This window comes from Streptomyces sp. NPDC020958 (assembly GCF_055562175.1).
In genome coordinates, this window is the sequence record NZ_JBVHFU010000004.1 from 111695 (window position 1) to 136720 (window position 25026).

General features: G+C 71.6%; 19 protein-coding genes. 6 read left to right on the forward strand and 13 right to left on the reverse strand.

The genetic code is table 11. The annotated features are described in order from the left end of the window. Positions 1–163: 163 nt before the first annotated feature. Both ACZ3KP_RS14380 and ACZ3KP_RS14385 read right to left on the reverse strand, forming a co-directional pair. Positions 164–1162 carry a transglycosylase family protein gene (locus ACZ3KP_RS14380; protein ID WP_467499445.1) on the reverse strand — a complete coding sequence of 333 codons (999 nt, stop codon included), beginning with the start codon at positions 1160–1162 and terminating at the stop codon, positions 164–166. Positions 1163–1398: 236 nt separating this feature from the next. Next, complete coding sequence (locus ACZ3KP_RS14385) at positions 1399–2613, reverse strand: RNA-guided endonuclease InsQ/TnpB family protein (RefSeq protein ID WP_467499447.1); 1215 nt, start codon at positions 2611–2613, stop codon at positions 1399–1401. A gap of 50 nt (positions 2614–2663) precedes the next feature. Between ACZ3KP_RS14385 and tnpA the strand changes: the two genes are divergently transcribed. Further along, on the forward strand, positions 2664–3092 hold the full coding sequence (tnpA, locus tag ACZ3KP_RS14390; protein WP_467499449.1) for an IS200/IS605 family transposase: 429 nt from the start codon (positions 2664–2666) through the stop codon (positions 3090–3092). A 3-nt stretch (positions 3093–3095) separates the two neighbouring features. Here tnpA and ACZ3KP_RS14395 read toward each other — a convergent pair whose 3' ends face one another. Next, on the reverse strand, positions 3096–3470 hold the full coding sequence (locus ACZ3KP_RS14395) for a recombinase family protein (RefSeq protein ID WP_467499451.1): 375 nt from the start codon (positions 3468–3470) through the stop codon (positions 3096–3098). Between the two features lie 284 nt (positions 3471–3754). Between ACZ3KP_RS14395 and ACZ3KP_RS14400 the strand changes: the two genes are divergently transcribed. Beyond that, positions 3755–4993 (forward strand): cytochrome P450 family protein, encoded by a 1239-nt coding sequence (locus ACZ3KP_RS14400; protein WP_467499453.1) that lies wholly within the window; start codon positions 3755–3757, stop codon positions 4991–4993. Here ACZ3KP_RS14400 and ACZ3KP_RS14405 read toward each other — a convergent pair whose 3' ends face one another. From ACZ3KP_RS14405 to ACZ3KP_RS14430, 6 genes are all read right to left on the reverse strand, one after another. Then, positions 4994–5995, reverse strand: a complete 1002-nt coding sequence (locus ACZ3KP_RS14405; RefSeq protein ID WP_467499455.1) for a nucleoside triphosphate pyrophosphohydrolase — start codon at positions 5993–5995, stop codon at positions 4994–4996. Positions 5996–6130: 135 nt separating this feature from the next. After that, positions 6131–6778, reverse strand: coding sequence for a SurA N-terminal domain-containing protein (locus ACZ3KP_RS14410; protein ID WP_358977083.1), 648 nt, complete (start codon positions 6776–6778; stop codon positions 6131–6133). A gap of 171 nt (positions 6779–6949) precedes the next feature. Then, positions 6950–7774 carry a glycoside hydrolase domain-containing protein gene (locus ACZ3KP_RS14415; RefSeq protein ID WP_467499457.1) on the reverse strand — a complete coding sequence of 275 codons (825 nt, stop codon included), beginning with the start codon at positions 7772–7774 and terminating at the stop codon, positions 6950–6952. 79 nt (positions 7775–7853) lie between these two features. After that, positions 7854–9341 (reverse strand): protein kinase domain-containing protein, encoded by a 1488-nt coding sequence (locus tag ACZ3KP_RS14420; protein WP_467500257.1) that lies wholly within the window; start codon positions 9339–9341, stop codon positions 7854–7856. A 38-nt stretch (positions 9342–9379) separates the two neighbouring features. Next, the gene (locus ACZ3KP_RS14425) at positions 9380–9973 is read right to left on the reverse strand and encodes a hypothetical protein (RefSeq protein WP_467499458.1); all 594 of its coding nucleotides are present in this window, start codon (positions 9971–9973) and stop codon (positions 9380–9382) included. A gap of 183 nt (positions 9974–10156) precedes the next feature. Continuing rightward, positions 10157–12310, reverse strand: coding sequence for an N-6 DNA methylase (locus ACZ3KP_RS14430; RefSeq protein ID WP_467499460.1), 2154 nt, complete (start codon positions 12308–12310; stop codon positions 10157–10159). 187 nt (positions 12311–12497) lie between these two features. Between ACZ3KP_RS14430 and ACZ3KP_RS14435 the strand changes: the two genes are divergently transcribed. The 4 genes from ACZ3KP_RS14435 to ACZ3KP_RS14450 all read left to right on the forward strand — a co-directional run bounded on the left by ACZ3KP_RS14435 (position 12498) and on the right by ACZ3KP_RS14450 (position 16701). Further along, positions 12498–12740 (forward strand): hypothetical protein, encoded by a 243-nt coding sequence (locus tag ACZ3KP_RS14435; RefSeq protein WP_467499462.1) that lies wholly within the window; start codon positions 12498–12500, stop codon positions 12738–12740. Positions 12741–12856: 116 nt separating this feature from the next. Continuing rightward, a complete protein-coding gene (locus ACZ3KP_RS14440) occupies positions 12857–13582 on the forward strand; it encodes a hypothetical protein (RefSeq protein ID WP_467499464.1) in 726 nt (241 codons plus the stop codon). Between the two features lie 53 nt (positions 13583–13635). Then, positions 13636–15423, forward strand: a complete 1788-nt coding sequence (locus ACZ3KP_RS14445; protein ID WP_467499466.1) for a M48 family metalloprotease — start codon at positions 13636–13638, stop codon at positions 15421–15423. Positions 15424–15582: 159 nt separating this feature from the next. Further along, positions 15583–16701 (forward strand): hypothetical protein, encoded by a 1119-nt coding sequence (locus tag ACZ3KP_RS14450; protein WP_467499468.1) that lies wholly within the window; start codon positions 15583–15585, stop codon positions 16699–16701. A 39-nt stretch (positions 16702–16740) separates the two neighbouring features. Here the strand turns inward: ACZ3KP_RS14450 and ACZ3KP_RS14455 are convergent, their stop codons facing one another. The 4 genes from ACZ3KP_RS14455 to ACZ3KP_RS14470 all read right to left on the reverse strand — a co-directional run bounded on the left by ACZ3KP_RS14455 (position 16741) and on the right by ACZ3KP_RS14470 (position 24830). Continuing rightward, entirely contained in the window at positions 16741–17523 is a 783-nt protein-coding gene (locus ACZ3KP_RS14455) for an HNH endonuclease family protein (protein ID WP_467499469.1), read from the reverse strand. 163 nt (positions 17524–17686) lie between these two features. Further along, positions 17687–21220 (reverse strand): transcription-repair coupling factor, encoded by a 3534-nt coding sequence (gene mfd, locus ACZ3KP_RS14460; protein WP_467499471.1) that lies wholly within the window; start codon positions 21218–21220, stop codon positions 17687–17689. Between the two features lie 245 nt (positions 21221–21465). Continuing rightward, the gene (locus ACZ3KP_RS14465) at positions 21466–24045 is read right to left on the reverse strand and encodes an ABC transporter permease (RefSeq protein WP_467499473.1); all 2580 of its coding nucleotides are present in this window, start codon (positions 24043–24045) and stop codon (positions 21466–21468) included. Next, a complete protein-coding gene (locus tag ACZ3KP_RS14470) occupies positions 24042–24830 on the reverse strand; it encodes an ABC transporter ATP-binding protein (RefSeq protein WP_467499475.1) in 789 nt (262 codons plus the stop codon). The genes ACZ3KP_RS14465 and ACZ3KP_RS14470 overlap by 4 nt, the downstream gene beginning before the upstream one ends. Positions 24831–25026 lie beyond the last annotated feature (196 nt).

Below are 25026 nucleotides of genomic sequence, written 5' to 3' on the forward strand. Positions count from 1 at the left end.
CGTTGCGACAGCCGGGGCTCGCGGTGACGAGCGGCCTCGACCGTAAACAGACGATCAGGTGAATTTCAAAGATGATCAGGGCTTCTGAGACTCATCCCACACTTTCACCAAAGCGGACAATAATCTCCAAACGGGGCGTCAACTCCCGCCCCATTTGGCCCGTTCAGCTACCGAGTTTCAGGGTCTGACCGGAGGCGATGTCGTTCGGGTCGGCGCCGATGTCGGCCTTGTTCACCGCGTAGAGCGCGCGCCACCCGCCGTCGAGGCCAAGGGAGTCGGCGATGGAGGCGAGGGTGTCGCCGTCACGGACGGTGTAGGTACCGGCGGCGTCGGCGGAGGCGTGACGGCCGGAGGATGCGACCCCCTGACCTTTTGTCACACTTTCGTCCGCCGAGTCACCGCGATGCTTGCCGCCGCTGCTGACGGCACCCGTGTCGACCAGACTCCAAGAGCCGCCGGTCTGCCACGAGTGGTCCGAGTCGTCACTGGAGTCCGGAATCACCGGATTCTCGTGGGCCTTCGAGGAGGCGGAGGCAGAAGGTGCCGACTTGTCCACCTTGCCCGCACTGTCGGATGTGCCGGAAGTGGGCGCCTTCGAGGTGTCACTCGCGCTGGAACTCGGAGCAGGGGACGCGGATTCGGTCCCGGGGCCCTTCGTCGCGGACGACGCGCCGGAGTCGCCGGAGTCACTCGTGGAGGACGAGTCCGACAAACCGGAGGACGAGTCGGCAGAACCCGAGGAGCTGGATGACCCGTCGAGGCCCGTGTCGACGTTCACCGAGGCGTCGTCCGACGAGAGCCCGGCCAGCAGGGCACAGGTCCGCCAGGGCTTGGTGCCCTGGTCCGCGAGTATCTTCTCGGCGACCGCGATCTGCTGCGAACGGCTCGCCTGGTCGGGCGTGGCGGCGTAGTCCGTACCGCCGTACTTGTCCCAGTCGTCCTGGGACATCTGCAGTCCGCCGTAGTAGCCGTTGCCGCTGTCCATGCTCCAGGAGCCGGCGCTCTCGCACTCGGCCACCTTGTCCCAGGTGGTGTCGTCGGCCGCGTTGGCGCTCGCCGCACCCAGCAGCGGGATGGCGATGGCGGAGCCGGTCACTCCGGCCGCGACGAGAAGAGCCGGAGCCTGACGGGGGCGACGGTGACGACCGTTCCCGGAGAGCATGCGGAAACCTTTCGAGCGACAGCGGTGACCTGCGCGACGGGTCCCGCAGGGGCGCCGCGCTGATGGGTGAACGTATCGGCAGACGATCACTTGTCACAAGTTAATGCCGCGCAGATCACGTGAAGATCACAGACTTGAGCAGGCTTCACGTTCTGCTCGACTCCCTGTAGCCCCCACCATGACCTCAAGGGGTGGAACACGTGACTCCTCCCCCGGCTGAAGCTGGGGGCTTCTCGCTATGCCGGGTTGGCGTCGCGACGGACCAGCCCGGCCCGTAGAACGTTGATGGCTCCCACTGTGTCGGCGTGCGCGTGGTGGCCGCACGAGACGCAGTGGAACTTTTCCTGTGTGGGCCGGTTCTCCTTGGCGGTGTGCCCGCATTCGGGGCAGGTGCGGGAGGTGTTGCGGGGGTTCACGGCGATCACTTCTCGTCCGGCGCTCTCAGCCTTGGCGTGCAGGATCGTCAGGAACACCCCCCATCCGGCGTCGTTGATCGACGTGTTGAGCCCTGCCTTCGCGGCGGCCCCGTTGGGCAGGAACGCGCCCGGCTGACCGGGGTCGGGTTTCGGTGCGGGGGCCTTGCTCATGTTGCGGATCTTGAGGTCTTCGTGCGCGATGAAGTCGTGTGCGCGGACCAGTTGGAGGGCGGTTTTGTGTGCGTGGTCGAGCCGCTGGCGCCGCACCTTGCCGTGCAGTTGGGCGACCTTGTCCACTGCGCGCTGGTGGTTGGCGGTGCGGTCCTTGGCCTTGCGTCGTGGGAACCGGGACAGGGCCTGCTGCGCGGCTTCGAGTTTCGCGGCGGCCTTGCGCCCGTGGCGCGGGTTGGGGACGAAATCGCCGTTCGAGTCGGCGAGGAAGTTCGCGATGCCCAGATCGATCCCGGCCACGGATCCGGTTGCGGGCAGCGGTTCGGGCTGGTCCTGTTCGGCGGTCAGCACGACGAACCACTTTCGGCCCTCGCGCTTGACCGAGACGGTCTTGATGTGGCCGGCCACAGCGCGGTGCTGGTTGACCTTCACATGCCCGACGCCTTGGAGGCGGACGCGGGTGGTCGCATCGTGCGGGGTGGAGTTCCACCGGCAGCCGTCCCCGTCCCTGGGGAAGTCCACCGTGTCGAACCAGCTCACCCCGCGGAAACGCGGGTAGCCGGGCGTGTCGCCGGACTTGACCCGGCGGAAGAACGCGGCGAACGCCTTGTCGAGACGGCGCAAGGTGGCCTGCTGCGAACTGAACGACCAGCGGCCCTGACGTTCCGGGTCGAACGCCCGGATCTCCTTGAGCTGCGCGGACTGCATCCCGTACGTGACGGTGGTCTTCGAGACGTGCTGGTAGGCGTCGCGGCGTTCCTGTAACGCTCCGTTGTAGAGGGAGCAGTGATCCCGCAGCATCTCGGCCAGCGCCTGCTCCTGGCGGACGGTGGGCCGCAGGAGGAACTTGTACGCACGGATCATCCAGCCCACCCCCTCCGGTCGGGTTCGCTTGACCTTACTACACTTGGCGTATGTCACCGCGCTGGGAGCCAGATCCCGATGTCCGACGAGGAAATCATGTCATTTTCAACCTCCACGCACACTTGGTGTTTGTCACGAAGTACCGGCGGCAGATCTTCAACGACGAGATGCTGACGCGCTGCGAGGCGATCATGCGGGACGTGTGCGAGAGCTTCGGTGCGGAACTGCGCGAGTTCAACGGCGAGGGCGATCACGTCCACCTGCTCGTGCACTACCCGCCGAAAATCGCCCTGTCCAAGCTCGTCAACTCCCTCAAGGGCGTCAGCTCCCGATATCTGCGCGCGGAGTACACCGGCCGGATCAACCGGATCGGGACGGGCTCGGTGTTCTGGTCCCCGTCCTACTTCGCGGGGTCCTGCGGCGGCGCACCGCTGAGCATCGTCAAGGACTACATCGAGAACCAGAAGCGCCCAGCCTGACCGTCACCCCGAAGAGCAGAGATCTCCGGCGCTGCGCGCCTCCGAGCCGAGGATCGCAATCCCGCCCGGCCTGAAGGCCGGGATTCCCTGCGAAGAACAAGGGATGGCCCAGATCCAGGCCCAGAAAGCGGCACCCGTACGCCCGATGCGGTCGAACTTGTGGACCACGATCACATCGATGAGGCCCTGCCGGGCGGCAGCCTCCAGACGCAGCATGGCCGGAGGCTCGACGATCGCTCCTGATACCCCGACGTCCTTGAAAATCAACTCAGGGGACAGGACCCACCCGGCCCGAGCACCGACATAGGCACGCCCGGCCCGCTCCTGGACATCGAGCCCGTATCCCTGCGTCTGCTCCTGCGTCGACACGCGCAGCATCAAAGCTGCTCGAACTGTACGAACCGGTTCCGGCCCACGGTTGACCGCAGGCGCAGACACCGCTGTAGCGTTGCCCACGTCAGCCCCTCCACGGCTGGCAAGGTCCTGGAGCCCTGGCCGGCTCTGGGACCTCTTGCGTTGCTGGGAACCTAACGCGCCACAACGGACAGTGTTGTAAAACGGGTGGAATTCCCTCGTGAGTGCCTGTTTGCCGATGAATCCGGATGAGAGCCGGTATCTGTGCGACAGGGCATGCACGGGCCAACTCCGGATACGGTTTTCTCGTGAACGTGCCGAACACCGCTCCTGAACTCTTCACCTGGGAGTTCGCCGCCGACCCCTACCCGGCCTACGCCTGGCTGCGTGAGCATGCTCCCGTTCACTGGACGAAGCTCCCCAGCGGGGTGGAGGCATGGTTGGTGACCCGTTACGCCGACGCACGCCAGGCCCTCGCGGACGGACGGCTCTCGAAGAACCCCGACCATCACGCCCAGGACGCGCACGGCAAGAGCAGAACCGGCATCCCCGGTGAGCGCAGCGCCAATCTCATGACGCATCTGCTCAATATCGACCCGCCGGACCACACACGTCTGCGCCGCCTCGTCTCCAGGGCGTTCACTCCGCGCCGCGTGGCTCACATGGCGCCTCGGGTCCAGGAGTTGACCGATGACCTCATCGACCGGTTCGCTCCGCAGGGCAGGGCCGACCTCATCCACGACTTCGCCTTTCCCCTTCCCATCTATGCGATCTGCGACCTGCTCGGCGTGCCGCACGAGGATCAGGACAAGTTCTGCGAGTGGGCCGGCATGATGATCCGGCACGGCGGCGGACCACGCGGCGGCGTCGCCCGGTCCGTCAAGAAGATCCGCGACTACCTCGCCGAACTCATCCACCGCAAACGGGGCAACCTCGGTGATGACCTGATCTCGGGGCTGATCCGCGCCTCCGACCACGGGGAGCACCTCACCGAGAACGAAGCCGCCGCAATGTGCTTCGTACTTCTGTTCGCAGGTTTCGAGACCACCATCAACCTCATCGGCAACGGCGTGTACGCGCTGCTGCGCAACCCCGCGCAACGGGCCCGGCTCCTGAAGTCGATCGAGGCCGGTGACACCGGGCTGCTCGACACCGGGATCGAGGAGCTGCTCCGCTACGACGGGCCGGTGGAGCTGGCCACCTGGCGCTACGCCACCGAGCCCCTCACCATCGGCGGTCGGCGGATCGCCACCGGCGACCCGGTCCTCGTCGTCCTCGCCGCCGCGGACCGCGATCCAGCACGGTTCGCGGAACCCGACACACTCGACCTCGCCCGCGCGGACAATCAGCACCTCGGGTACGGCCACGGCATCCACTACTGTCTCGGCGCGCCCCTGGCCCGTCTCGAAGGCCGTACCGCGCTCGAGACGCTGCTACGCCGCCTCCCCGATCTCCGGCTCGCAGCAGACCCCGCCGACCTGCGCTGGCGGGGCGGACTCATCATGCGGGGACTGCGGGAGCTCCCCGTGGAGTTCACCGCACGCTGATCAGGGAGAGCCTTCCGCCGCCCTGATCGCGTCCCGGTACGTGCGGGCTGCTGCTCTGAGGGCTGCTTCGGGGTCCACGCCCTCCGTTTCGGCGCGGGCTGCCAGGGCCAGGAGTTCGTAGCCGATGCCCTCGCCGGTGGGGAGGGGGACGTCCAGGCCCGCGGTGCGGACGCGGGAGGTGAGTTTGGCGGCGAGGGCGAGGCCGGGCTGGCCGAGGGGGACGCCGTCGGTCACCGACTTCCGCTGCTTCTCCGCCGCCTTGGTCCGCAGCCAGTGCTCCTTGACCTCTTCCGGCGTGGACGCGGTCTCGTCGCCGAAGACGTGCGGGTGGCGGTGGATGAGCTTGGCTACGATGCCGCCGGCCACGTCGTCCACCGAGAACGGGGCGTCGGGGTCCTCCTCCGCTATCCGCGCGTGGAAGACGACCTGGAGAAGGACGTCGCCCAGTTCCTCGCGCAGTTCGTCGCGGTCGCCGGCCTCGATCGCCTCGACCAGTTCGTAGGCCTCCTCGATGGCGTACTTCGCCAGGCCCTCGTGGGTCTTGCGGGAGGACCAGGGGCACTCCTCGCGGATGCGGTCCATGACCTGGACGAGGTCGAGCAGGCGGGCGCCCGGCAGGTCGTAGGAGGCGGGGAGCAGCTCCAGCTCGGGCATCCGGACCCGGCCGGAGCCGGCGAGGCGGGCCAGGCCGTCGGTGAGGGCGGGTTCGCCCTCACCCGTCGCGACGACCACCACGGTGCGGCCGCCGGCGCAGGCGTCGACCAGTTCCCCGGCGGTGGGTGCGGCCTCGTCCACGGCCGTCCCGGCCTCCCGTAGGTAGGGCAACTGCGGATGTGCGCCGTCGGCGCACAGCACGCGGTCCGCCGTGCGCAGCGCCTGCCAGGCGGGCCAGGACAGCAGGCCGGGGGCGACCCGATGGCTGGTGGTGAGCAGGACGATGCGGCCGGGGTCGGTGGCGGTGCCGGCTTCCGGGGTGGTGGGTTCGGGGCTGGTGGTGTTCACGCTCCGAACGTAACGCACGGCCGTCGCCGACCTCGCGCTTTGTCCACAGCCCCGGGGTGATCAAGCGATCGTATGACCGCCATCCCAGCCCGGGTGTCGGCCCGGGTGTCGCCCGGGGCCCGGGTGCCGGGTGCCTTACGCCGACACCTGGCTCCCTGCCGAGGTGACCTCCCGTACCCACGGTGTCTTGGCGTCCACCCGGCTGCTCTTCTGGACGTCCCAGGCGCCGTAGCGCGGGTTGAGGTCGACGTGGAGTTCCTCGGAGGCCCGGGAGAGGGCCTTCCAGAAGGCGGGCTGCGAGGTGTCGGTGCCGAGGACCTGGGCGAGCTTGTTGGCCTCCACCTGGAAGCGGAGGTTGTCGTCCAGCTGCCGGGGGGCGATGCCGTACTTCTGGAGCCAGGCGGCCTGGAGCGCCTTGGCGCCGCCGGCCTGCCGTTCCAGGCGGGCGCGCATCTCCTCGACGTCCTTGCGGGAGACGCTGACGCCCGCGTCCCGGGCGGCGCGGTGCAGCACCCGGTCGAGGACCATGTTGTAGAGGGTGTCCCGGGTGAGGCTGCTGGTGGCGGAGAGCACCTGCTGGTACTGCGCCTGGTCCGGTACCGCGGCCCGCTGGGCCCGGCGCACCTCGTTCACGCGGTTCTCCAACTGCGTGACGGTGATCCGCTCGCCGCCGACGACGGCCGCCGCACCCGGGTGGGCGCCGCCCGAGCAGGCGGTGAGGAGGGGGGCCGCGGCGGCGATCGCGGCGGACAGGACGAGCGCGGTGCGACGGCGGCGGTGCAAGGAGGCCTCCCGAGGAGATTGTGCGACGGTGCACAAGGTCTTGCGGTGATCGATGGTAGGCAGTGGGCAAGCTCTGGCCAACCCATTCGACCAACGATTCACACACGCATCCGGCACCGCCGCGCCACCCCCCGGAAGGGTTTGCGGGTCGTCCCTCCCCGTGAACGGGGCTCAGCCCGTGATCGCCACCGGGGCGTCCCACGCGTCGCGGTCCACGGTGATCGTGTAACCGCCGCGGGTCTCCTTGCTGTTGACCAGGTACTGGTGCGCCCGGCTGTGCCCGGTGAACTGCGTCGAGCCGAACGGCCAGTCCGCGGTGGTGGTGTTCTGCTTGTCCCACAGTGCGTACCAGAGGTTGCCCGGCAGGTCCGTCTTGTCCGTGGCGTTCGCGATCGCCTTGGCGCTGGAGCTGGTGAAGCCGTAGAGGCCCGCGCGGTACGTCTTGGCGCGCAGTTCCTTGTCGAAGGCGCGGACGTACGTCAGCACGGCGTTGTTGCACGACGTGTTCGTCGTGTCGTACGCCTCCATGTCGAGGTAGATCGGGCTGCCGGCCTTCATCCCGAGGGCGGCGGCCTTGGCCACGGCGTCGTCCGCCTCGGAGGTGCCCACGGCGGCCGCGGTGGAGGCGCTGATCTTCACGGAGCCGCCGGATCCGCAGGACGGCTGGGAGCCGACGTAGAGCGGGACGAGCTTCCAGCCGAGCGTGGAGACGGACTTGACCCAGGAGGCGGTGAGGTTGGGCTGGTTGCAGCCGCGGTTCTTGCCTCCGATGTAGACGGCGGCGGCGCCGTAGAAGCCGGTGTTCCACGCCTTCATCGCGGCGAGGGAGGGTGCGGCGCAGGTGTCGAAGGCCCGGCCGGTGAACGTCTTCTGGGCGGGCCAGGTGGTGGCCGCCATGGAGGTCTGCGCGGCTATCCCGGCGCCGGCGACGACGGCGGCGCCCGCGACGCCCCAGGTGATGTATCTGCGCTTCTTCGACTGGCGATGGCTGGACATACCGGATCCCACCCCTGTGTGTGCACTATGCAAGAAAGTCCTGCGGAAAACGGACGGCAACCTATCAGGCGCGGTGGGACTAGCCGCGCACCTGCCCCAGCCACTGCAGCGTGCGCCGGACCTCCGCCGCTATGGGGTGTCCGGGCCCGTGCAGCCGCTCGACGTCGAAGAGCAGCCGGGTGAGGGTGTCGTGGGCGGCCGGCCGGTCGCCGAGGGCGAGCAGCAGGTGCCCGATCCGGCGGCGCACGTCGTGGGCGAGCTGGGGGTCGCCGGCCACGTACTGGTTCTCGTAGTAGGGCAGCAGCGCGCGGTACTCGGCGAGTGCCGCCGCCGGTTCGCCGAGTTGTTCCAGGCACTGGGCGATCTCGTAGCGGAAGCGCAGGGCCTGTGGGTCGGCCTGGCCGGCCTCGGCGGCGCGTTCGTCGGCGAGCCGGCGCAGCTCGGGCAGCGCGCGCCGGTACTGCCCGTCGTCCATGAGGGTGGCCGCGTACTGCTTGCGCAGGGTCCGTACGACCGTGGAGCGCTCCCCGTGCTGGTCGGCGGCGACCGGCAGGATCGCGCCCAGGATGTCGACGGCCTGGGTGATCCGCCCCTCCCCGAGCAGCCGTTTGACCTCGTCGACGGCGGTGGCGACGTCGGGCCGGGCGGGGACGGCGGCCACGGGGGCGGCGGGCTGCGGTGCGGGCGTGCGCGCGCGGTCCGGCCAAGGGGCGTGCGGGCGCAGGAAGGGGCGTGTCGGGTCCAGTGGCGCTCCGGAGGGCGTTCCGCGCGCGGGCAGGAGGGACGCCAGGTCCTCGTAGACCTCCTGCGCGGACGCCGGCCGGTGCTGCGGGTCCTTGGCCAGCAGGCGCAGGACGAGGCTTTCCAGCGGCTCCGGGGCCTCGGGGCGGATCCGGCGCACCGGCACCGGTGGTTCGTACAGGTGGCGGTGGAGCACGCCGAGGGCCGTGGAACCAGCGAACGGCACCTCGCCGCTGAGCAGTTCGTGCAGCAGTACGCCGAGTGCGTACAGGTCGGTGTACGGGCCGACCGCGCCGCCCATCGCCTGTTCGGGCGCCATGTAGGCGGGCGAGCCGATCGGGGAGCCGGTGTGGGTGAGCCGGGTGGTGTCCGTGTCCATGACGGAGGCCACGCCCAGGTCGAGGACGGTGACCGTGCCGTCCTGCTTCACCATCACGTTGCGCGGCTTGAGGTCGCGGTGGACGATCGGCACCGCGTGCACGGCGCTCAGCACGGCGCACAGTTGCGCGGCCACCGCCACCGCCCACTGCCACGGGTAGGGGTCGTGTTCCGCCAGGTGGTCGGAGAGGTCGGCGCCGTCCACGTACTGCATGACGAGGAACAGTTCCTCGCCCTCGCTGCCCGCGTCGTGCACGGTGACCAGTCCCGGGTGGTCGACCTGCGCGGTCACCCGGCACTCGCGCAGGAACCGCCGGCGCAGTTCCTCCGCCTCCGCGCCGGCCACCTTGTCGGGGCGCAGCAGCTTCACCGCCACCCGCCGGTCGAGCCGCTGGTCGTACGCCGTCCACACCTGGCCCATGCCGCCCTGGCCGATGAGCGTGGACAGTTCGTAGCGGCCGGCGACGAGCCGTCCCGTCGCCACGGTCACCTTCCGCTCTCGTGGTGGCCGTCGTGCTGGCGCAGGTAGTCGCTGAGTTCGTCGAGTTCGGCGCGCACCTGCTCGATGCGGGCGGGTGCCGGACGCTGGGGCGGGGCGGGTATCGGGGGGTGCGCCGGCGGCTGCTGGATGACCGGGGGCGGGGTGTGCGGAGGCCGCGTGTCCAGGGGCACCGTTCCCGTGGTGTACGGCGAGGCGGGGGGCGCGTACCGGTACGTCTGCGCCGCGTACGCCGCGCGCCGGCGCTGGAAGTGGCGTACGTCGGCCGCGAGGTAGTAGCCGACCGTGGCCAGCAGCGTGCCGAACAGCAGGGTGATCCCCAGGTAGCCGCCGGCGGTGTGCACGTCGTCGCCGGATTCGCTGCCCAGCAGCACGAGGCTGAGGACGTCGGCCGCCGCGGCCGCCACCAGCAGGCCGTAATCCACCGACCTGCGGGTCACGACGGCCAGCCGCAGCAGCATCACCCACGCCAGGAAGCCGAGGCTGACCAGGCCCGTCGCCACGAACACCACGCGCAACAGGACCAGTACCGCGTTGTGCGGCGGCCGCTGCACCGGCTGCGCATGGCCCTGGCCTTGCATGATCGCTCCTGTGTCGCCGGGAAAAGGGCGTACGTGCCCGTCCGGTGCGGCCCGCTCGCGGAGGCACCGGTCGTACGGTGGTCGTCCCGAGCATATGGCCCGGCACGGACATACGGTCGGGGTTGTACCGAACCGTTGTGCGCAGCCCGGCCGGTGGGGTCGCGCGCCCGCCCGGGTGACGGCTCAGTCGGGTGCGACCGTGCCGACGGTGAGACCGTCGTACATCCCGCGTACGAGCTGTTCCCCGAGCCGGCTCGTGTGGCGCAGCGCCCGCTCGAACTCGTCGAGCGCGCGGAACCGCGCGCCGTAGCGCCGCTGTTCCTCCAGTGGGAGCCGCGGCAGTTGCAGCCGGCGCACGTCCAGCCGGGTCGCGGTGGAGGCGTAGCTGCTGGCCTGCCGGTTGTTGGCACTGCCCCGCAGGAAGCCGGCGAGGAACCAGGCGTCGAGCGCCGTGCGGTCGGGGCGCAGCAGGACGAGGTTGCGGCCGAGGACGGCGCCCGCCGTGGCGTCGTCGACCACGCGCGCCACCGAGCCCCCGCCGAGGACCGGCACCACGACGTCGCCCGGCTCGGTCAGCACGGCCGCCTCCTCGCTCTCGGGAAGCGTGCCGGAGGGCGCCGTGCCGGCGAGGACGTCCTGGTCGGTGAGGACGGGCACGCGCGCGTGCCCGCCGTGGCCGCCGGTGCGCAGCACCAGGGCCCCGCCGCGGGCGAGTTCGCCGACGGTGGTGAGCGGCCAGCGCGCGGGCGGCGCCTGGCCGGCCGGGGGCGGGGTGAGGTCGGCGGTCAGTCGCAGGGTCTCGCCGAGCCGTTCGCGGACCGCCGTGAGCTGCTCCGCGCCGTCGGCCGCGGGCTCCGGCGGCAGGTGGCGGGCGGGTGCGAGGTCCACGTCGTCGTCGAGGAGTTCGATGACCGGCACCGCCCGGGCCAGTCCGGGCCGTTCCCCCGGGCCCCCGCCGCGCTCGAAGGCGCGCCAGGCGTCCAGCACGGCGTCCCGTACCGCCGCCCGGTCGGGTCCGCCCCGCCCCTCCCCCGCGAACCTCCCGGTGTCCACGAGCAGCACCTCCGGCGCGGCCGGAGTCCGGTCGGGCGCCCGCAGCACCCACAGGTGCAGCGGGATGTTGTACGGCGGTGCCGTCCCGACCGGCAGCGCCACCACCGCGCGCAGGGCGCCCCGGCGCAGCAGGTCGGCGCGGATCCGGCGGCCGGAACGGCGGGACGCGGCGGCCGGCGGCATCAGCAGGACCGCGGTGCCGCCGTCGGCGAGCCGGGCGAGGGCGTGCTGCACCCAGGCCAGCTCCGACTCGGTGCGCGCCGGGAAGCCGTACTCCCAGCGGGGGTCGTAGGCCAGCTCGTCGTGGCCCCAGTTGCGCTCGTTGAACGGCGGGTGGCACAGCACGGCGTCGGCGCGCAGCTCCGGGTGGGCGTCGGCGCGCAGGGTGTCGCCGGTGGCGGCGTGCACGCGGGCCCGGGAGTGCAACGCGAGGCGCAGCGCGGTGAGCGCGGCGAGGTCGGGGGCGCTGTCCTGGGCGTAGAGCTGCCGGTCGGGACCGGTGGGCACGGCCCGCAGCAGGGCGCCGGTGCCGCAGGCCGGGTCCAGGACCGTGCGGGCGGGCCCGGCGAGGTCGGCCATGAGACCGGCGAGTTCGGGCGGGGTGAGGGTGTACTGGCGGGGGTTGGCGTCGAGGTACCGGCCCAGCAGGAACTCGAAGCACTGCCGGGCCCCCGAGTCGGCGGCCAGTTCGGCGACCCCGCGCAGGAGGGGGACGGACGGCAGGAGCTGTGGGCCGGTGGGGGTACGTGGTTCGGCGTTCACGGCGGCGCCGGGGGGCGCGGGGTTCACGGCGGCGGCGGGGGGTGCGGGGTTCACGGCGGTGAGCGGTGGTGGCGTGTTCACAGCGCGGGCCGGTGCCGTGGTGTTCACAGCCCTGGTCGCCGCCGCGTTGCCGAAGCGGGAGGTCAGCACCTGCTCCAGCGTGCCCGGCAGCATAGCGGCCAGGCGTTCGTCGGAGCCGGCGCTCACGTCGAGCCAGACGGTCGGGCGCTCGTGGATCAGCAGCAGTGCGCAGCCGGCGTGCACCAGCGCGGTCAGCGGGCCGCCGGGGTGCCCGGCGAGTTGCTGCCAGACCCGTTCGCGCAGCGGGACCTCGGCGAGTTTGCCCTGACCGCGCAGCCAGGCCTCGACCTCGGCGAGCGCGAACGACGGGCTGGTCTCGGTGCCGCCGACCGGCTTGGGGAAGTCGGCGTGCCGGCGGCGCCAGTTGCTGACGGCGGCCCGGCCCACCCCGGCGAGCCGTGCGATACCGGCTGCGGTCACCTCTGTGGCGTTGTCCTGCACGCGGCCCCGCTTCCCTCGTTCCGTGGTGCGCCGAGCATACCGGCGTACACAAGATCCATCGATTCACGCCGTGTACGGAGCATAGCCAAGGCTTAGTGTTGACTCGGTTCACAAGCCCTGCTCTTATTGACCCCGCGAACAACGGCGGCCGGAGGGGTGACCGCCAGGGGAGGGATCTGCCATGGGCATGAAAACCAGGACGGGACTGAGCGCCCTTGTGGGATTCGTCATCATCGGCACCGTGTCCGCCAATGCCGGCAACGGCGCCGCGGGCGGCGTCGGCGGCACCCCGGGCGGCACGTCCGGCGACGCCGCGGGCGGCACCTCGGCCTCCGCCGGCCGTACCCCCCACGCCGGGAAGACCCCGGCCCCGGCAACCCGCAGCCTGCCTGCGCCGGACCCGACCTCCGCCGGGCCGACCCCGCGATGAGACCGACCCTGCGATGAGGCCGACCACGCGATGAAGCCCGCCCCGGCCGCCCGGCCGTCGCGCACACCACCGTTCCACGAGATCCACCCACCCACCACCACCCGAGAAGGACTCCGATGCGTCTCCCGTCCCGTGCCGTCGTGCTGATGGCCCTCGCCGCACTCCCGCTGGCCCTGTCCGCCTGCTCCTCCGGTTCCTCCTCCGTCTCCGGTACCGGCGCGGGCACCGGCAGCGGCACGAGCGCCGGACCCGCCAAGGCGAAGAACACCGACGCCGCCGCTCTGCCCACCGGCACGCAGCTGAAGAAGGCGCTCGCGCCCGCCTCGGCCTTCCCGGCCGGGCTCACCCTGGAGTCCGACGGTTCCGCCGACAGCGGCGGCCGGTTGCTGTCCCCGGCCGCGCGGAAGACCGGCAAGCCGGACTGCACCCGGCTGGAGACCACGTCCTGGATCCAGGTCTCCGGGTACAAGGGCGGGGTGTCGTTCGCGCAGAACGGCTACGCGAACCAGACCGAGGAGGTCGACCAGGAGATCGACGCCTTCCAGGGCACCACGGCGACCGACGTGATGAAGGCCCTGCGGTCGGTGGCCGCCGCGTGTGCCACGTACACGGACACCGACGCGCACGCCAAGGTGAAGCTCACCGGCAGCGCCACGCCGGGACTCGCCGACGAGGCCTACACGATGACGCTGACGAGCGGCTCCTGGGAGAACGGCACCACGCTGATCGCGGCCCGTTCCGGGAACTCCGTGGTCACCGTGCTGTCCACGGCGGGCACCGACGACGGCGCCGCGTCCGCGAAGAAGGTGACGACAACGGTCCTGGCGGCGCTTAAGAAGTAGCCGGGCATGGCTTCCCGGCCGCACCACCGTTCCGTCTCCCCCGAAGGATGCCGATGCGCCAGTCGTCCCGCGCCGGCGGCCGGGCAGCGGCCCTCCGGGCTCCCGGGCGGCGGCCCGCCGTACCCGGAACGCCCCTGCGCGCCGCGCTCGCTCTCACCCTGCTGACCGGGTTCTACGTGCTGGCGCTGCTCGTGCTCGTCGTGCTGGCGCTCCTGGACGTGTTCCTGGCCCGCGGCCCGGGCGTCACGGCCATGACCGTCGAGGGCTGGCTCGGCTCGCTGGCCGTCGCCTGGTGCGTGGTGCGGGTCGTCCTGCTCAGCCTCCGCCGCGACGACGGCGAGGACGAGATCCCCGGTGTGTCCGTGGCGCCGGTGGAGCAGCCCGAGCTGTGGCGGCGCGTGACCGGGCTGGCCGAACGGGTGGGCACGCGGCCGCCCACGGAGATCCGGGTGATCCCGGGGGCCGGCGCCATGGTGCAGGAGGAGGCCCGGTGGCTCGGGCTTGTCACCGGCGAACGGCGGCTCTTCCTCGGCGTGGCCCTGCTGATCGGTCTTCCGGAGAACGAACTGGACGCCGTGCTCGTCCACGAGTTGGGCCACTACGCGCGGAGCGACACCCGTCTGGGCGCTCTGGTCTGGGCGCTGCACCGCAGGCTGCTCGGGACCGTGCGCACGTTGCGGCAGCGGGCCGCCCGCGAGGAGGCGCAGGAGCGGGCGGCGTCCGCCGCACGGGCCGCACGGCGCCGTGCGGCCGGCAAGCCGCCACGGGCGAAGCGGGAGCCCACCCGGGGCCCGGACCACTACCTGGCCGTCGTCTTCTCCGCGTACGCCGGGCTGTGTCTGCGCCTGACCGAGGCCGTCAGCCGCCGGCAGGAGTACGCGGCCGACGACCTGGCCGCCGGGATCGCCGGACGGGACGCCATGGTCGCCGCGCTGCGCCGCGTGCCCGCTCTCGAAGCCGTGGACGACCTCTACCTGCGCGACTACGCCCTGATGGGCCGCACGGCACGCCTGCTGCCGCCCGAGGGGCAGTTCCACGGCGGGCTCCGGCACCTCCTCGCGGACGAGGACCGCCGCGCCGGCCTGGAATCGTGGGTACGGACACCGTCCTCCGAGGACCCGTACGAGGAGCGGTCCCCCTACGACAGCCATCCGCCCACCGCCGACCGGATCGCGGCGCTGTCGGCGCTGCCCGACGACGGGCGCGGCACCGCGTCCGTACGACGCCCCGCACTCGCGCTGCTCCGCGCGCCGGACCGCCTTCTCGCCGCACTCGAACAGCGCGTGCTGGGCGAGGAGATGCTCTCCTGGCGGCGGGTGCCATGGGCCGAACTGCCCGCCCGGGCGCGGCACGAGAGCTGGACCCGGGAGACGGCACCCCTGTGCGAGGCCATGACCTGGGTGACCGGACCGGGCGTCCTGGCCGTGCCCGCGGCCGCACGGCTCGGCCAGCTCCTGGACCTGGTCGACCACGGCCTGCTGTACGACATCGCGGACCGGCTGCCCCGGTCGGAGCGGGCCGCCCTCAGCAGTGGGCGTGCGGCACGCGAGTTCGCCCGGACGGCCTTCCGTTCGGCCCTGCGCCGACTGGCCCTGCTCGCCGCGCTGGAGACGGGTCTGTGCCGGTGGGAGCTGTGCTGGTCCGGGCCCGCGGTACGCACGGCGGAGCCCGAACGGTTCACCGAGGCGCTGGAGGAGGCGCTGGACCACGCGGTCGCGGAGCCGGCCGGCACGGCGCCCCTGCGCGCCCTGCTGCTGTCCGGCGGGAGCGGGCACCCGGCCGAGGGCACGGCACCGCCGACCGCCGCCCGGCCCTGGCCGCCGCCCCGTGTCCCGAACTGACGGGCTGTCCCGAACTGACGGGCTGTCCCGAACTGACGGGCTGTCCCGAACTGACGGGCTGTCCCGAACTGACGGACCGCCACCTCTCCGCCTCCCCCGGTCACCTCGACCGCCATCAGAACCGCCACCTCAAGCGGCCCCGACCCCGAAAGACCCGTCATGAACGTCCTGATCGACATCGCCGGTACCGGCGCCCTCGCCTACGCGGCCGTCACCGTTCCGCGCAACGCCCGCAAGGCGCGGGCGATGCGGGCGGAGGCGAAGGCCAAGGCGCCGGTCACCATCGACCCCGCCGCGTACGGGCTGGTGCCGGCCGCTCAGCTCGACAGCCGGTTCGCGGGGCCGGATCCCGAGGCGGACGCGGTCGCCGCGGACGCCCTCGCCGGTGACTGGCGGCGGGCCGCCGGCTACCTGGCCGCGGCGGGCCGGGACGGGGACCTGCGGTGGTACCGGCTCGGCATCCTCGTGCACGCCGCCGCCGAGGACGACGCCTGGGTCAAGGCGTGGCGGACCGAGTACCCGGGCGACCCGTCCGCCGCGCTGGTGCACGCCGACGCGCTCGTCGTGCTCGCCGGCAAGGTGCGCGGCGCGAAGTCGGCCCAGCACACCACCGCCGAGCAGTTCGAGGGCTTCCACCGGCTGCTCGCCGAGGCGCTGCCCGCCTGCCAGGAGGCCGCCCGGATGGCGCCCGAGGACCCCAGTCCCTGGGTCGCGCAGCTCACCATCGCGCGGGGGCTCGGCTGGTCGAACGACGACTTCCGGGCGTTGTGGGCCGAGGTCACCGCGCGCGACCCGTACCACTTCGGCGCCCATGCGAGCGCCCTGCAGTACTGGTGCGCCAAGTGGCAGGGATCGCACGAGCTGATGTACGCGTTCGCCGAGCAGGCGGCGGCCTCGGCACCGGCGGGGAGCCTGCTGCCGGTACTGCGTCTGGAGGCGCTGATGGAGCACGCGTCCCGCGAGCCGCAGGCGTCCGTGTACGACCAGCCGTTCGTGCACGCGGCCGTGGACGCCACCCTGGACGCCGTGGACCGGGTGCCGGCCGGGCACCACCGGCTGCCGGCGGTACGGCACCTGCTGGCGGACGCCCTGTTCCGGACGGAGCGGTACGCGGAGGCGGTGGAGCAGTTCAAAGCGGTCGGCGGCTACGTCGGCAGCGCGCCGTGGACGTACTCCGCCAACCCGGTCAAGGCGTTCGTCTTCGCCCGCACCCACACCTTCGTCGCATGGGAGAAGGCGGGCCGCCCCGCCCCCGGGCCGCGTGGCGGGGCTCGGTGATCCGGACGCCCGCCGCGGTGGTCAGCCGTGTCGGGCCGGTCAGCCGCCGCACTGCGTCAGCATCATCCGCTTGTCCGCGGCCGTCACCGGAAGGTCGTACTTCAACGACACCTGGGCGAAGCGCACCGCGTAGGAGCAGCGGATCCGCTTGTTCGGGGGCAGCCAGGCAGCGGGCCCCGAGTCGCTCTTGGCGCCGTTGCTGGGGCCGTCCACGGGGATCAGGTTGAGCGGGTCGTTGGCGATGTCCTCCCGCTTGCCCTTCGCCCAGTGGGCCGCACCCATCTGCCAGTCGTACGACAGTGGCATGACGTGGTCTATCTGCACCGTCGTGGCGCGGGACTTGGTCCATTCGATGGTCCTGCCCGTGTACGGATCGCGCAGCGTCATGGAGGCGACGACGCAGTGGGACCCGGCCCGGAAACGGACCTTCTCGCCGTCGCGTTTCAGCAGGTCGTTCCGCGAGTCACAGCCGTTGTGGGCGAAGGGGATGCCGCCGGGTGCGGAGTCCGTCCAGGCGTAGCCGAACTTGTCCCTCTCATAGCCCGTCTTCGGCCCGCGCCCCTTCGTCGCCACCTTCTCGATCAGCGCCCGCGCCTTGGCCCTGTCCGCGGTGGAGGTGATCGCCCCGAGCCCCGGTTTGGTGCCGTCCGGATTGTCCAGCGGGTTCACGGCTCGGCCGTCACCGGTGGTCGAGACGGCGGAACCGGCTGATCCACCGCCCTCGGGCGGAGCGATGTCCCTGCAGCCCGCGATCAGGATGCCGCCGGTCACCGTGAAGGTCACGACGACAGCGGTGACCGCCCCGCCCCTGAGCCGCCTCACGTGCGCCCCCTCGTGTTCTCCCGCTGCCGCCTCCGCACGGGCGGCTCTCCGCCAGGACGGATGCCCGCAACTCCCCCGGGTAGTCGGGGCGGTCACGAACCGGGGGGGCGGCGCGAGGAGACGCCCTCGGTCAGGATGCCCCCCGGGTCAGGACGCCCCCGGGTCAGGACCCCAGCACCGACGCGAGGAACTCCCCGACCCAGCCCAGCAGTTCCCGGCCGACCAGCGGCTTGCCGCCCACCTTCGCGGTCTTCGGGCGGGGCACCAGCACCTGGTGGACCGTCGGCTTGATGACCGTCCCCGGGTACAGCCGCTTGAGGCGCAGCTCCTGCGACTCGCGCAACTCCACCGGCGCGAAACGGATGTTGGTGCCCTGGAGGACGATCTCGCCGACCCCGCAGGCGCGCGCGAGCATCCGCAGTCCGGCGACGAGCAGCAGGTTCTCCACCGGCTCGGGCAGCTTGCCGTAGCGGTCGGTGAGTTCCTCGCGGACCGCCCGGATGTCCTCCTCCGAGTTGGCGGAGGCGATGGCCCGGTAGGCCTGGAGGCGCAGCCGCTCGCCGGGCGCGTAGTCGTGCGGGACGTGCGCGTCGACGGGCAGCTCGATCTTGACCTCGAGCGGCGGCTCCTCCTCGATCTCCCCGGTCTCCAGCTGCCGCCGGTAGTCCGCGACGGCCTCGCCGACCATGCGCACGTACAGGTCGAAGCCGACGCCCGCGATGTGCCCGGACTGCTCGCCGCCGAGCAGGTTTCCGGCGCCGCGGATCTCCAGGTCCTTCATCGCCACGTACATGCCGGCGCCCATCTCGGTGTGCTGGGCGATGGTCGCGAGCCGCTCGTGCGCGGTCTCGGTCAGCGGCTTCTCCGGCGGGTACAGGAAGTACGCGTACCCGCGCTCGCGGCCGCGGCCGACCCGGCCGCGCAGCTGGTGCAGCTGGGACAGGCCGAAGGTGTCGCCGCGCTCCACGATCAGGGTGTTGGCGTTGGAGATGTCGATGCCGGACTCGACGATCGTGGTGGAGACGAGGACGTCGAACTTCTTCTCCCAGAAGTCGACGACGACCTGTTCGAGGGCCGACTCCGACATCTGGCCGTGCGCGGTCGCGATGCGCGCCTCGGGGACGATGTCGCGGAGTCTGGCCGCCGCGCGGTCGATGGACTCCACCCGGTTGTGGATGTAGAAGACCTGGCCCTCGCGCAGCAGTTCGCGGCGGATGGCGGCGCCGATCTGCTTCTCCTCGTACGGCCCGACGAAGGTGAGCACCGGGTGCCGCTCCTCGGGGGGAGTGGTGATCGTGGACATCTCGCGGATGCCCGTCACCGCCATCTCCAGGGTGCGGGGAATCGGGGTCGCCGACATCGTCAGCACGTCGACGTTGGCGCGCAGCTTCTTCAGCTGCTCCTTGTGCTCGACGCCGAAGCGCTGCTCCTCGTCGACGATGACCAGGCCGAGGTCCTTGAACTTGGTCTCCGAGGAGAACAGCCGGTGAGTGCCGATGACGACGTCGACCGCGCCCTCCCTGAGGCCCTCCAGGGTGGCCTTCGCCTCGGTGTCGGTCTGGAAGCGGGAGAGCGCCTTCACGCTGACCGGGAACTGCGAGTACCGCTCGGAGAACGTCCCGAAGTGCTGCTGCACCAGCAGGGTCGTGGGCACGAGGACGGCGACCTGCTTGCCGTCCTGGACGGCCTTGAAGGCGGCCCGCACCGCGATCTCCGTCTTGCCGTAGCCGACGTCGCCGCAGATCAGGCGGTCCATCGGGACCGACTTCTCCATGTCCTCCTTGACCTCGGCGATCGTGGTCAGCTGGTCGGGGGTCTCGGCGTACGGGAACGCGTCCTCCAGCTCGCGCTGCCAGGGCGTGTCCCCGCCGAACGCGTGTCCGGGGGCGGCCATGCGCGCGCTGTACAGCTTGATCAGGTCGGCGGCGATCTCCTTGACGGCCTTCTTGGCGCGTGCCTTGGTCTTCGTCCAGTCCGCGCCGCCGAGGCGGTGCAGGGTGGGGGCCTCGCCGCCGACGTACTTGGTGATCTGCTCCAGCTGGTCGGTCGGGATGTACAGCCGGTCGCCGGGCTGGCCGCGCTTGGCGGGCGCGTACTCGACGACCAGGTACTCGCGGGTGGCGCCCTGGACGGTGCGCTGCACCATCTCGATGTAGCGGCCGACGCCGTGCTGTTCGTGGACGATGTAGTCGCCCGACTCCAGGGTGAGCGGGTCGATGGTCTTGCGGCGGCGGGCCGGCATCCGGGCGCCGTCCTTGCCGGCCGCCTTCTGGCCGGACAGGTCGGTCTCGGTGAGGACGGCGAGTCCGAGCGCCGGGTCGACGAAGCCGTAGTCGATCGAGCCGCACGACACGTGCACGACCGAGGGGCTCAGCTCGCCCAGGTCGACGTCCAGGCGGGCGGCGATGCCCTCGCCGCCGAGCACCTCGGCGGTGCGGGAGGCGGGGCCGTGGCCCTCGGTGACGAACACCGTGCGCCAGCCGTCGGCGAGCCAGCCCTTGGTGTCGGCGAGGGCCTTCGCGGTGTCGCCGCGGTAGGTCTCCGGGGCGTGCATGCCGAGCTTGAGGGTGTCGGCGGACAGCTCGTCGTCGGCGGCGAACGGCGACACCGACCACCACATCATGTCCAGCTCGCGCGCGCGGTCGCGGACGTCGGCGATGGACCACAGGGAGGCCGCGCCGACGTCGATGGGCGCCTCGCCGCCGCCCGCGGTGGCCGCCCAGGACGCCTGGAGGAACTCCAGGCTGGTGGCCACCAGGTCGGCGGCGCGGGTGCGGACCCGCTCCGGGTCGCACACGACGGCCATCGCGCCCTTGGGCAGCACGTCGAGCAGCAGCTCCATGTCGTCGACCAGGACCGGCGCGAGGGACTCCATGCCCTCGACCGCGATCCCCTCGGCGATCTTGTTCAGCAGTTCACCCAGCTCCGGGTGCTCCTCGGCGAGGGCACGCGCGCGTGCCCGGACGTCCTCGGTGAGCAGCAGCTCGCGGCAGGGGGGCGCCCACAGGCCGTGCTCGGCGACTTCGAGGGAGCGCTGGTCGGCGACCTTGAAGTAGCGGATCTCCTCGACGTCGTCGCCCCAGAACTCGATGCGCAGCGGGTGTTCCTCGGTGGGCGGGAAGACGTCCAGGATGCCGCCGCGTACGGCGAACTCGCCGCGCTTCTCGACGAGCTCCACGCGCGCGTAGGCGGCCGCGGCGAGGGCTTCCACGACCTCGTTCAGGTCGGCGCTCTGCCCGGTGCGCAGGGCCACGGGTTCCAGGTCGCCGAGGCCCTTGACCTGTGGCTGGAGCACGGATCGCACGGGTGCGACGACCACGGAGACCGGGCCGGTCTCGGGGTCGTCGGGGCGGGGGTGGGCGAGGCGGCGCAGGACGGCGAGGCGGCGGCCGACGGTGTCGCTGCGGGGGCTGAGCCGCTCGTGCGGGAGCGTCTCCCAGGAGGGGTACTCCACGACGCCCTCGGAGGGCAGCAGGGTGCGCAGGGCGGCGGCCAGGTCCTCGGCCTCACGGCCGGTGGCGGTGACCGCGAGCACCGGGCGGCCGGTCTCGCGGGCCAGGGCGGCGACCGCGAAGGGGCGGGCCGCCGGGGGGCCGACCAGGTCGACGTGCATGCGGTTGCCGTCCCCGGCCGCCTTGATCGCTTCCGCGAGGGCGGGGTCCTTGACGACGGCGTCGAGCAGACCGTGCAGGCTCATTCTGGGCGGCTTTCGTCCGGGGGCGGGCAACGCAAATGGCCCGGCGCGGGGTGCGACCGGGGGGTGTCCAGCCTACGACGACGGGGGCGCGTGTGCCGGGGGCTGTGGACAACCCCCGTTGCGGGGGCGTACCGGGGGGCCGCGCGGACAGCACACGTGCCCGGCGCCGCCGAGTCCCCCAGGACTCGCCGGCGCCGGGCGTTCCCCCGCAACCCCCGTGTGCGGTGGTCTGTGTCCGCGTCCCGTCAGTCCGTCGCGATGGCGTTCAGGACGTTCATGCGTCCCGCGCGGAACGCCGGGACCAGGGCGGCGAACAGGCCCACGAAGGCCGAGCCGACGAAGACCCCGATGATCGTGGGCCAGGGGATCTCCAGGACCTTCAGGCCCTGCAGGGCGAGCAGCTGCTGGGCGGTCGCGCCCCAGCCCATGCCGAGTCCGAGGCCCAGCAGGGCGCCGAACAGGGCGATCACCACGGACTCCATGCGGATCATGCGGCGCAGCTGACGGCGGGAGAGTCCGATGGCCCGCATGAGGCCGATCTCGCGGGTGCGCTCGACGACCGACAGGGCCAGGGTGTTCACGACACCGAGGACCGCGACGATGATCGCCAGGGCGAGCAGGCCGTAGATCAGGTTCAGCAGCTGGCCGATCTGGTCCTTCAGCGCCTGCTTGTAGTCGGTCTGGTCGCGCACGGTGTACTGCGGGTAGTCGTGCAGCGCGGTCTTGAGCGCCTTGTAGGCGCTGTCCTGCTGTCCGTCCTTGGCGGTGGCGAAGACCAGCTGGTCGAGCGGCATCCGGTCGGCCGGGACGTACTTGGCCAGGGTGGCGATGGACGTGTACTTGGCGCCCTGGTCGATGACGACGTCGCTGCTGGTGATCGCGCGGACCGTGAGGTGCGCGGTGCCGCCGTCCTTGAACCTGACGGTGATCTTCGAGCCGAGGTGGATGCCGTGGGCCTCGGCGAACTTCTGGTGCACGGACATCGAGTCGGGCAGGTAGGCGTCCTTGAGGTCGCCGGCGACCGTCTTGGTGCGCAGGTCGGTCGCGTAGGTCGGGTCGGCCGCCGTGATGTCGGTGTCCTTGAGCGTCCTGCCGTCGGGGGTGGTGTAGTCGGCGGTGGTGGTGCGGTACTCGGTGACCCGGGCGAGGCCGGGTACGTCCTTGACGGCCCTGACCGCCTGCGGGGTGACCCGCTGGCCGCTGTCCGACTGGATGATGAAGTCGGTGCCGACGGTCTTGTCGAGCTGGTCGGAGGCGGAGGCGACCATGGAGGAGCCGACCACCGACAGGCAGGCGACCAGGGCGAGGCCGATCATCAGGGCGGCGCCGGTGGCGCCGGTGCGGCGCGGGTTGCGCAGCGCGTTGCGTTCGGCCAGGCGTCCTACGGGGCCGAACATTCGCAGCAGGACGGCGCCCAGGACCCGTACGACACCGCCCGCGAGCAGCGGGCCGACGACGACGAACCCGATGAGCGAGGCCACGATGCCGAGGCCCAGCCAGAGCGAGCCCTCCTTGGCCTGGTCGGCGGTGGAGGCCAGCCACAGGCTGTAGCCGCCGCCCGCGGTCGTCAGGAGGCCGACCAGGGCGCGTACGACGCCCGCCCTGGCGTCGGCGGGGGCGCCCGCGTCGCGCAGCGCGGCCATCGGGGAGACCTTGCCGGCGCGGCGCGCGGGCAGGTAGGCGGCGAGGACGGTGACGACGACGCCGAGGACGAGGCCGACCACCGGGGTCGTCCAGGCGACCGTCAGGTCCCTGGTCGACAGGTGCATGCCCATGGAGCCCATGAGCTTCATCAGGCCGACCGCGATGCCGACGCCCGCGCCCACGCCCAGGACCGAGCCGACCACGCCGAGCAGCAGTGCCTCGACGAGCACGGAGCGGTTGACCTGGCGGCGGCCGGCGCCGATGGCCCGCATCAGGCCGATCTCGCGGGTGCGCTGGGCGACCAGCATGGAGAAGGTGTTGATGATCAGGAAGATGCCGACCAGGAAGGCGATCCCGGCGAAGCCGAGCATCGCGTACTTCATGACGTCCATGAAGCTCTCGACGTCCTTCTGGTTGGCGTCGGCGCTCTCCTTGGCGGTCTGCACCTTGTAGGCGGTGCCCAGTTGGGCGAGCACGTTCCGCTTCAGCTGCGGGTCGGTCACGCCGGGCGCCGCGGTCACGTTGACGTTGGTGAAGACACCGGTCCGTCCGACGAGCGTCTGCTGCGCGGTCCTCGTGTCCAGGTAGAAGATCGCGGCACCGGGGTTGGTGACGGTGAAGTCGGCTATGCCGGAGATCTTCGCGGTGTGGGTGCCGACCGCGCTGATCACGCCGATCTCGTCGCCGAGCCTCAGGTGGTGCTTGTCGGCGGTGTCGGCGTCCACCATGACCTGGCCGGCGTTCTTCGGCGCCGTGCCGGAGGTGATCTTCATGGTGCGGGCGTCGTTGGAGTTCCAGCTGCCCACGATGGTCGGGGCGCCGCTGGACGGCGACAGGCTGTCCTTCCGGGCGTCGACGACGGTCACGGACGTCGAGAAGACCGTGCCCTCGGCCGCCTCGACACCGTGCACCGCGCGGACCTTCGCCACCACCGAGGCGGGCAGGACCGGCGGCCTGCCGTTGTCGGAGGTGGTCTGACCGGTGTCGGAGGCGCTGTGGGCACTGACCGTCACGTCGGACGAGGTGGCCGCGAACAGCTTGTCGAACGTCGTGTTCATCGTGTCCGTGAACACCAGCGTGCCGCACACGAACGCCACCGACAGCAGCACGGCGACCGCCGACAGGGCCATGCGCCCCTTGTGCGCGAAGAAGTTGCGCAGCGAGGTCTTCAGGACGGTCATGACGTACGCCCCCGGGCGTCGAAGTCCTTCATGCGGTCGAGGACGGTGTCCGCGGTCGGCTCGAACATCTCGTCGACGATCCGGCCGTCGGCGAGGTAGAGGACGCGGTCCGCGTAGGAGGCGGCCACCGGGTCGTGGGTGACCATGACGATCGTCTGCCCCAGTTCGTCCACGGAGCGGCGCAGGAAGCCGAGGACCTCCGCGCCCGCGCGGGAGTCGAGGTTCCCGGTCGGCTCGTCCCCGAAGATGATCTCGGGACGGGCGGCGAGGGCGCGCGCCACGGCCACCCGCTGCTGCTGACCGCCCGAGAGCTGGGTGGGGCGGTGCTTGAGCCGGTCCGCGAGCCCCACGGTGGTCACCACGCGCTGCAGCCACTCCTTGTCGGGCCTGCGCCCGGCGATGTCCATGGGCAGCGTGATGTTCTCCAGCGCGTTCAACGTGGGCAGCAGGTTGAACGCCTGGAAGATGAAGCCGATCCGGTCCCGGCGCAGCTTGGTGAGCTTCTTGTCCTTCAGGCCGGTGATCTCGGTCTCGTCCAGGTGGATCTGACCGCTCGTCACGGTGTCGAGCCCGGCGAGGCAGTGCATCAGGGTGGACTTGCCGGACCCCGAGGGGCCCATGATCGCGGTGAACTGCCCCCGCATGATGTCCACGTCGACATGGTCCAGGGCGACGACCCGGGTCTCCCCGGACCCGTACGCCTTGACGACCTGCCGCGCCCGCGCGGCAACGGCCGTACGCCCTCCAGTACCCCCGTGCCTGGGAATGGTCACAGCCGATGTCACGGTATGTCTCCTAAGTCGGTCAGCGAACGGGCAGCGTGGTGCCGCCCCTTGCTGTGCGGCGTGCGGCGTTCGGTACGTCGATGAGTCTCGCGGTCGGCGGGGTCGCTCCGCGCTGGTGCGAAGCCCCCTCTTCCCCGGGGGAAAACCCCACCTCCGCGGGTTCGGTCAACCGCCCCCCGGCGGCGTAAAGCCAGGT

Coding starts and splice junctions, on each gene's coding strand:
- ACZ3KP_RS14380 (WP_467499445.1), bottom strand. CDS start 1,162: ATGCTCTCCGGGAACGGTCGTCACCGTCGCCCCCGTCAGGCTCCGGCT.
- ACZ3KP_RS14385 (WP_467499447.1), bottom strand. CDS start 2,613: ATGATCCGTGCGTACAAGTTCCTCCTGCGGCCCACCGTCCGCCAGGAG.
- ACZ3KP_RS14465 (WP_467499473.1), bottom strand. CDS start 24,045: ATGACCGTCCTGAAGACCTCGCTGCGCAACTTCTTCGCGCACAAGGGG.
- ACZ3KP_RS14445 (WP_467499466.1), top strand. CDS start 13,636: ATGCGCCAGTCGTCCCGCGCCGGCGGCCGGGCAGCGGCCCTCCGGGCT.
- ACZ3KP_RS14435 (WP_467499462.1), top strand. CDS start 12,498: ATGAAAACCAGGACGGGACTGAGCGCCCTTGTGGGATTCGTCATCATC.
- ACZ3KP_RS14415 (WP_467499457.1), bottom strand. CDS start 7,774: ATGTCCAGCCATCGCCAGTCGAAGAAGCGCAGATACATCACCTGGGGC.
- mfd (WP_467499471.1), bottom strand. CDS start 21,220: ATGAGCCTGCACGGTCTGCTCGACGCCGTCGTCAAGGACCCCGCCCTC.
- ACZ3KP_RS14440 (WP_467499464.1), top strand. CDS start 12,857: ATGCGTCTCCCGTCCCGTGCCGTCGTGCTGATGGCCCTCGCCGCACTC.
- ACZ3KP_RS14395 (WP_467499451.1), bottom strand. CDS start 3,470: ATGCTGCGCGTGTCGACGCAGGAGCAGACGCAGGGATACGGGCTCGAT.
- ACZ3KP_RS14450 (WP_467499468.1), top strand. CDS start 15,583: ATGAACGTCCTGATCGACATCGCCGGTACCGGCGCCCTCGCCTACGCG.
- tnpA (WP_467499449.1), top strand. CDS start 2,664: ATGTCACCGCGCTGGGAGCCAGATCCCGATGTCCGACGAGGAAATCAT.
- ACZ3KP_RS14425 (WP_467499458.1), bottom strand. CDS start 9,973: ATGCAAGGCCAGGGCCATGCGCAGCCGGTGCAGCGGCCGCCGCACAAC.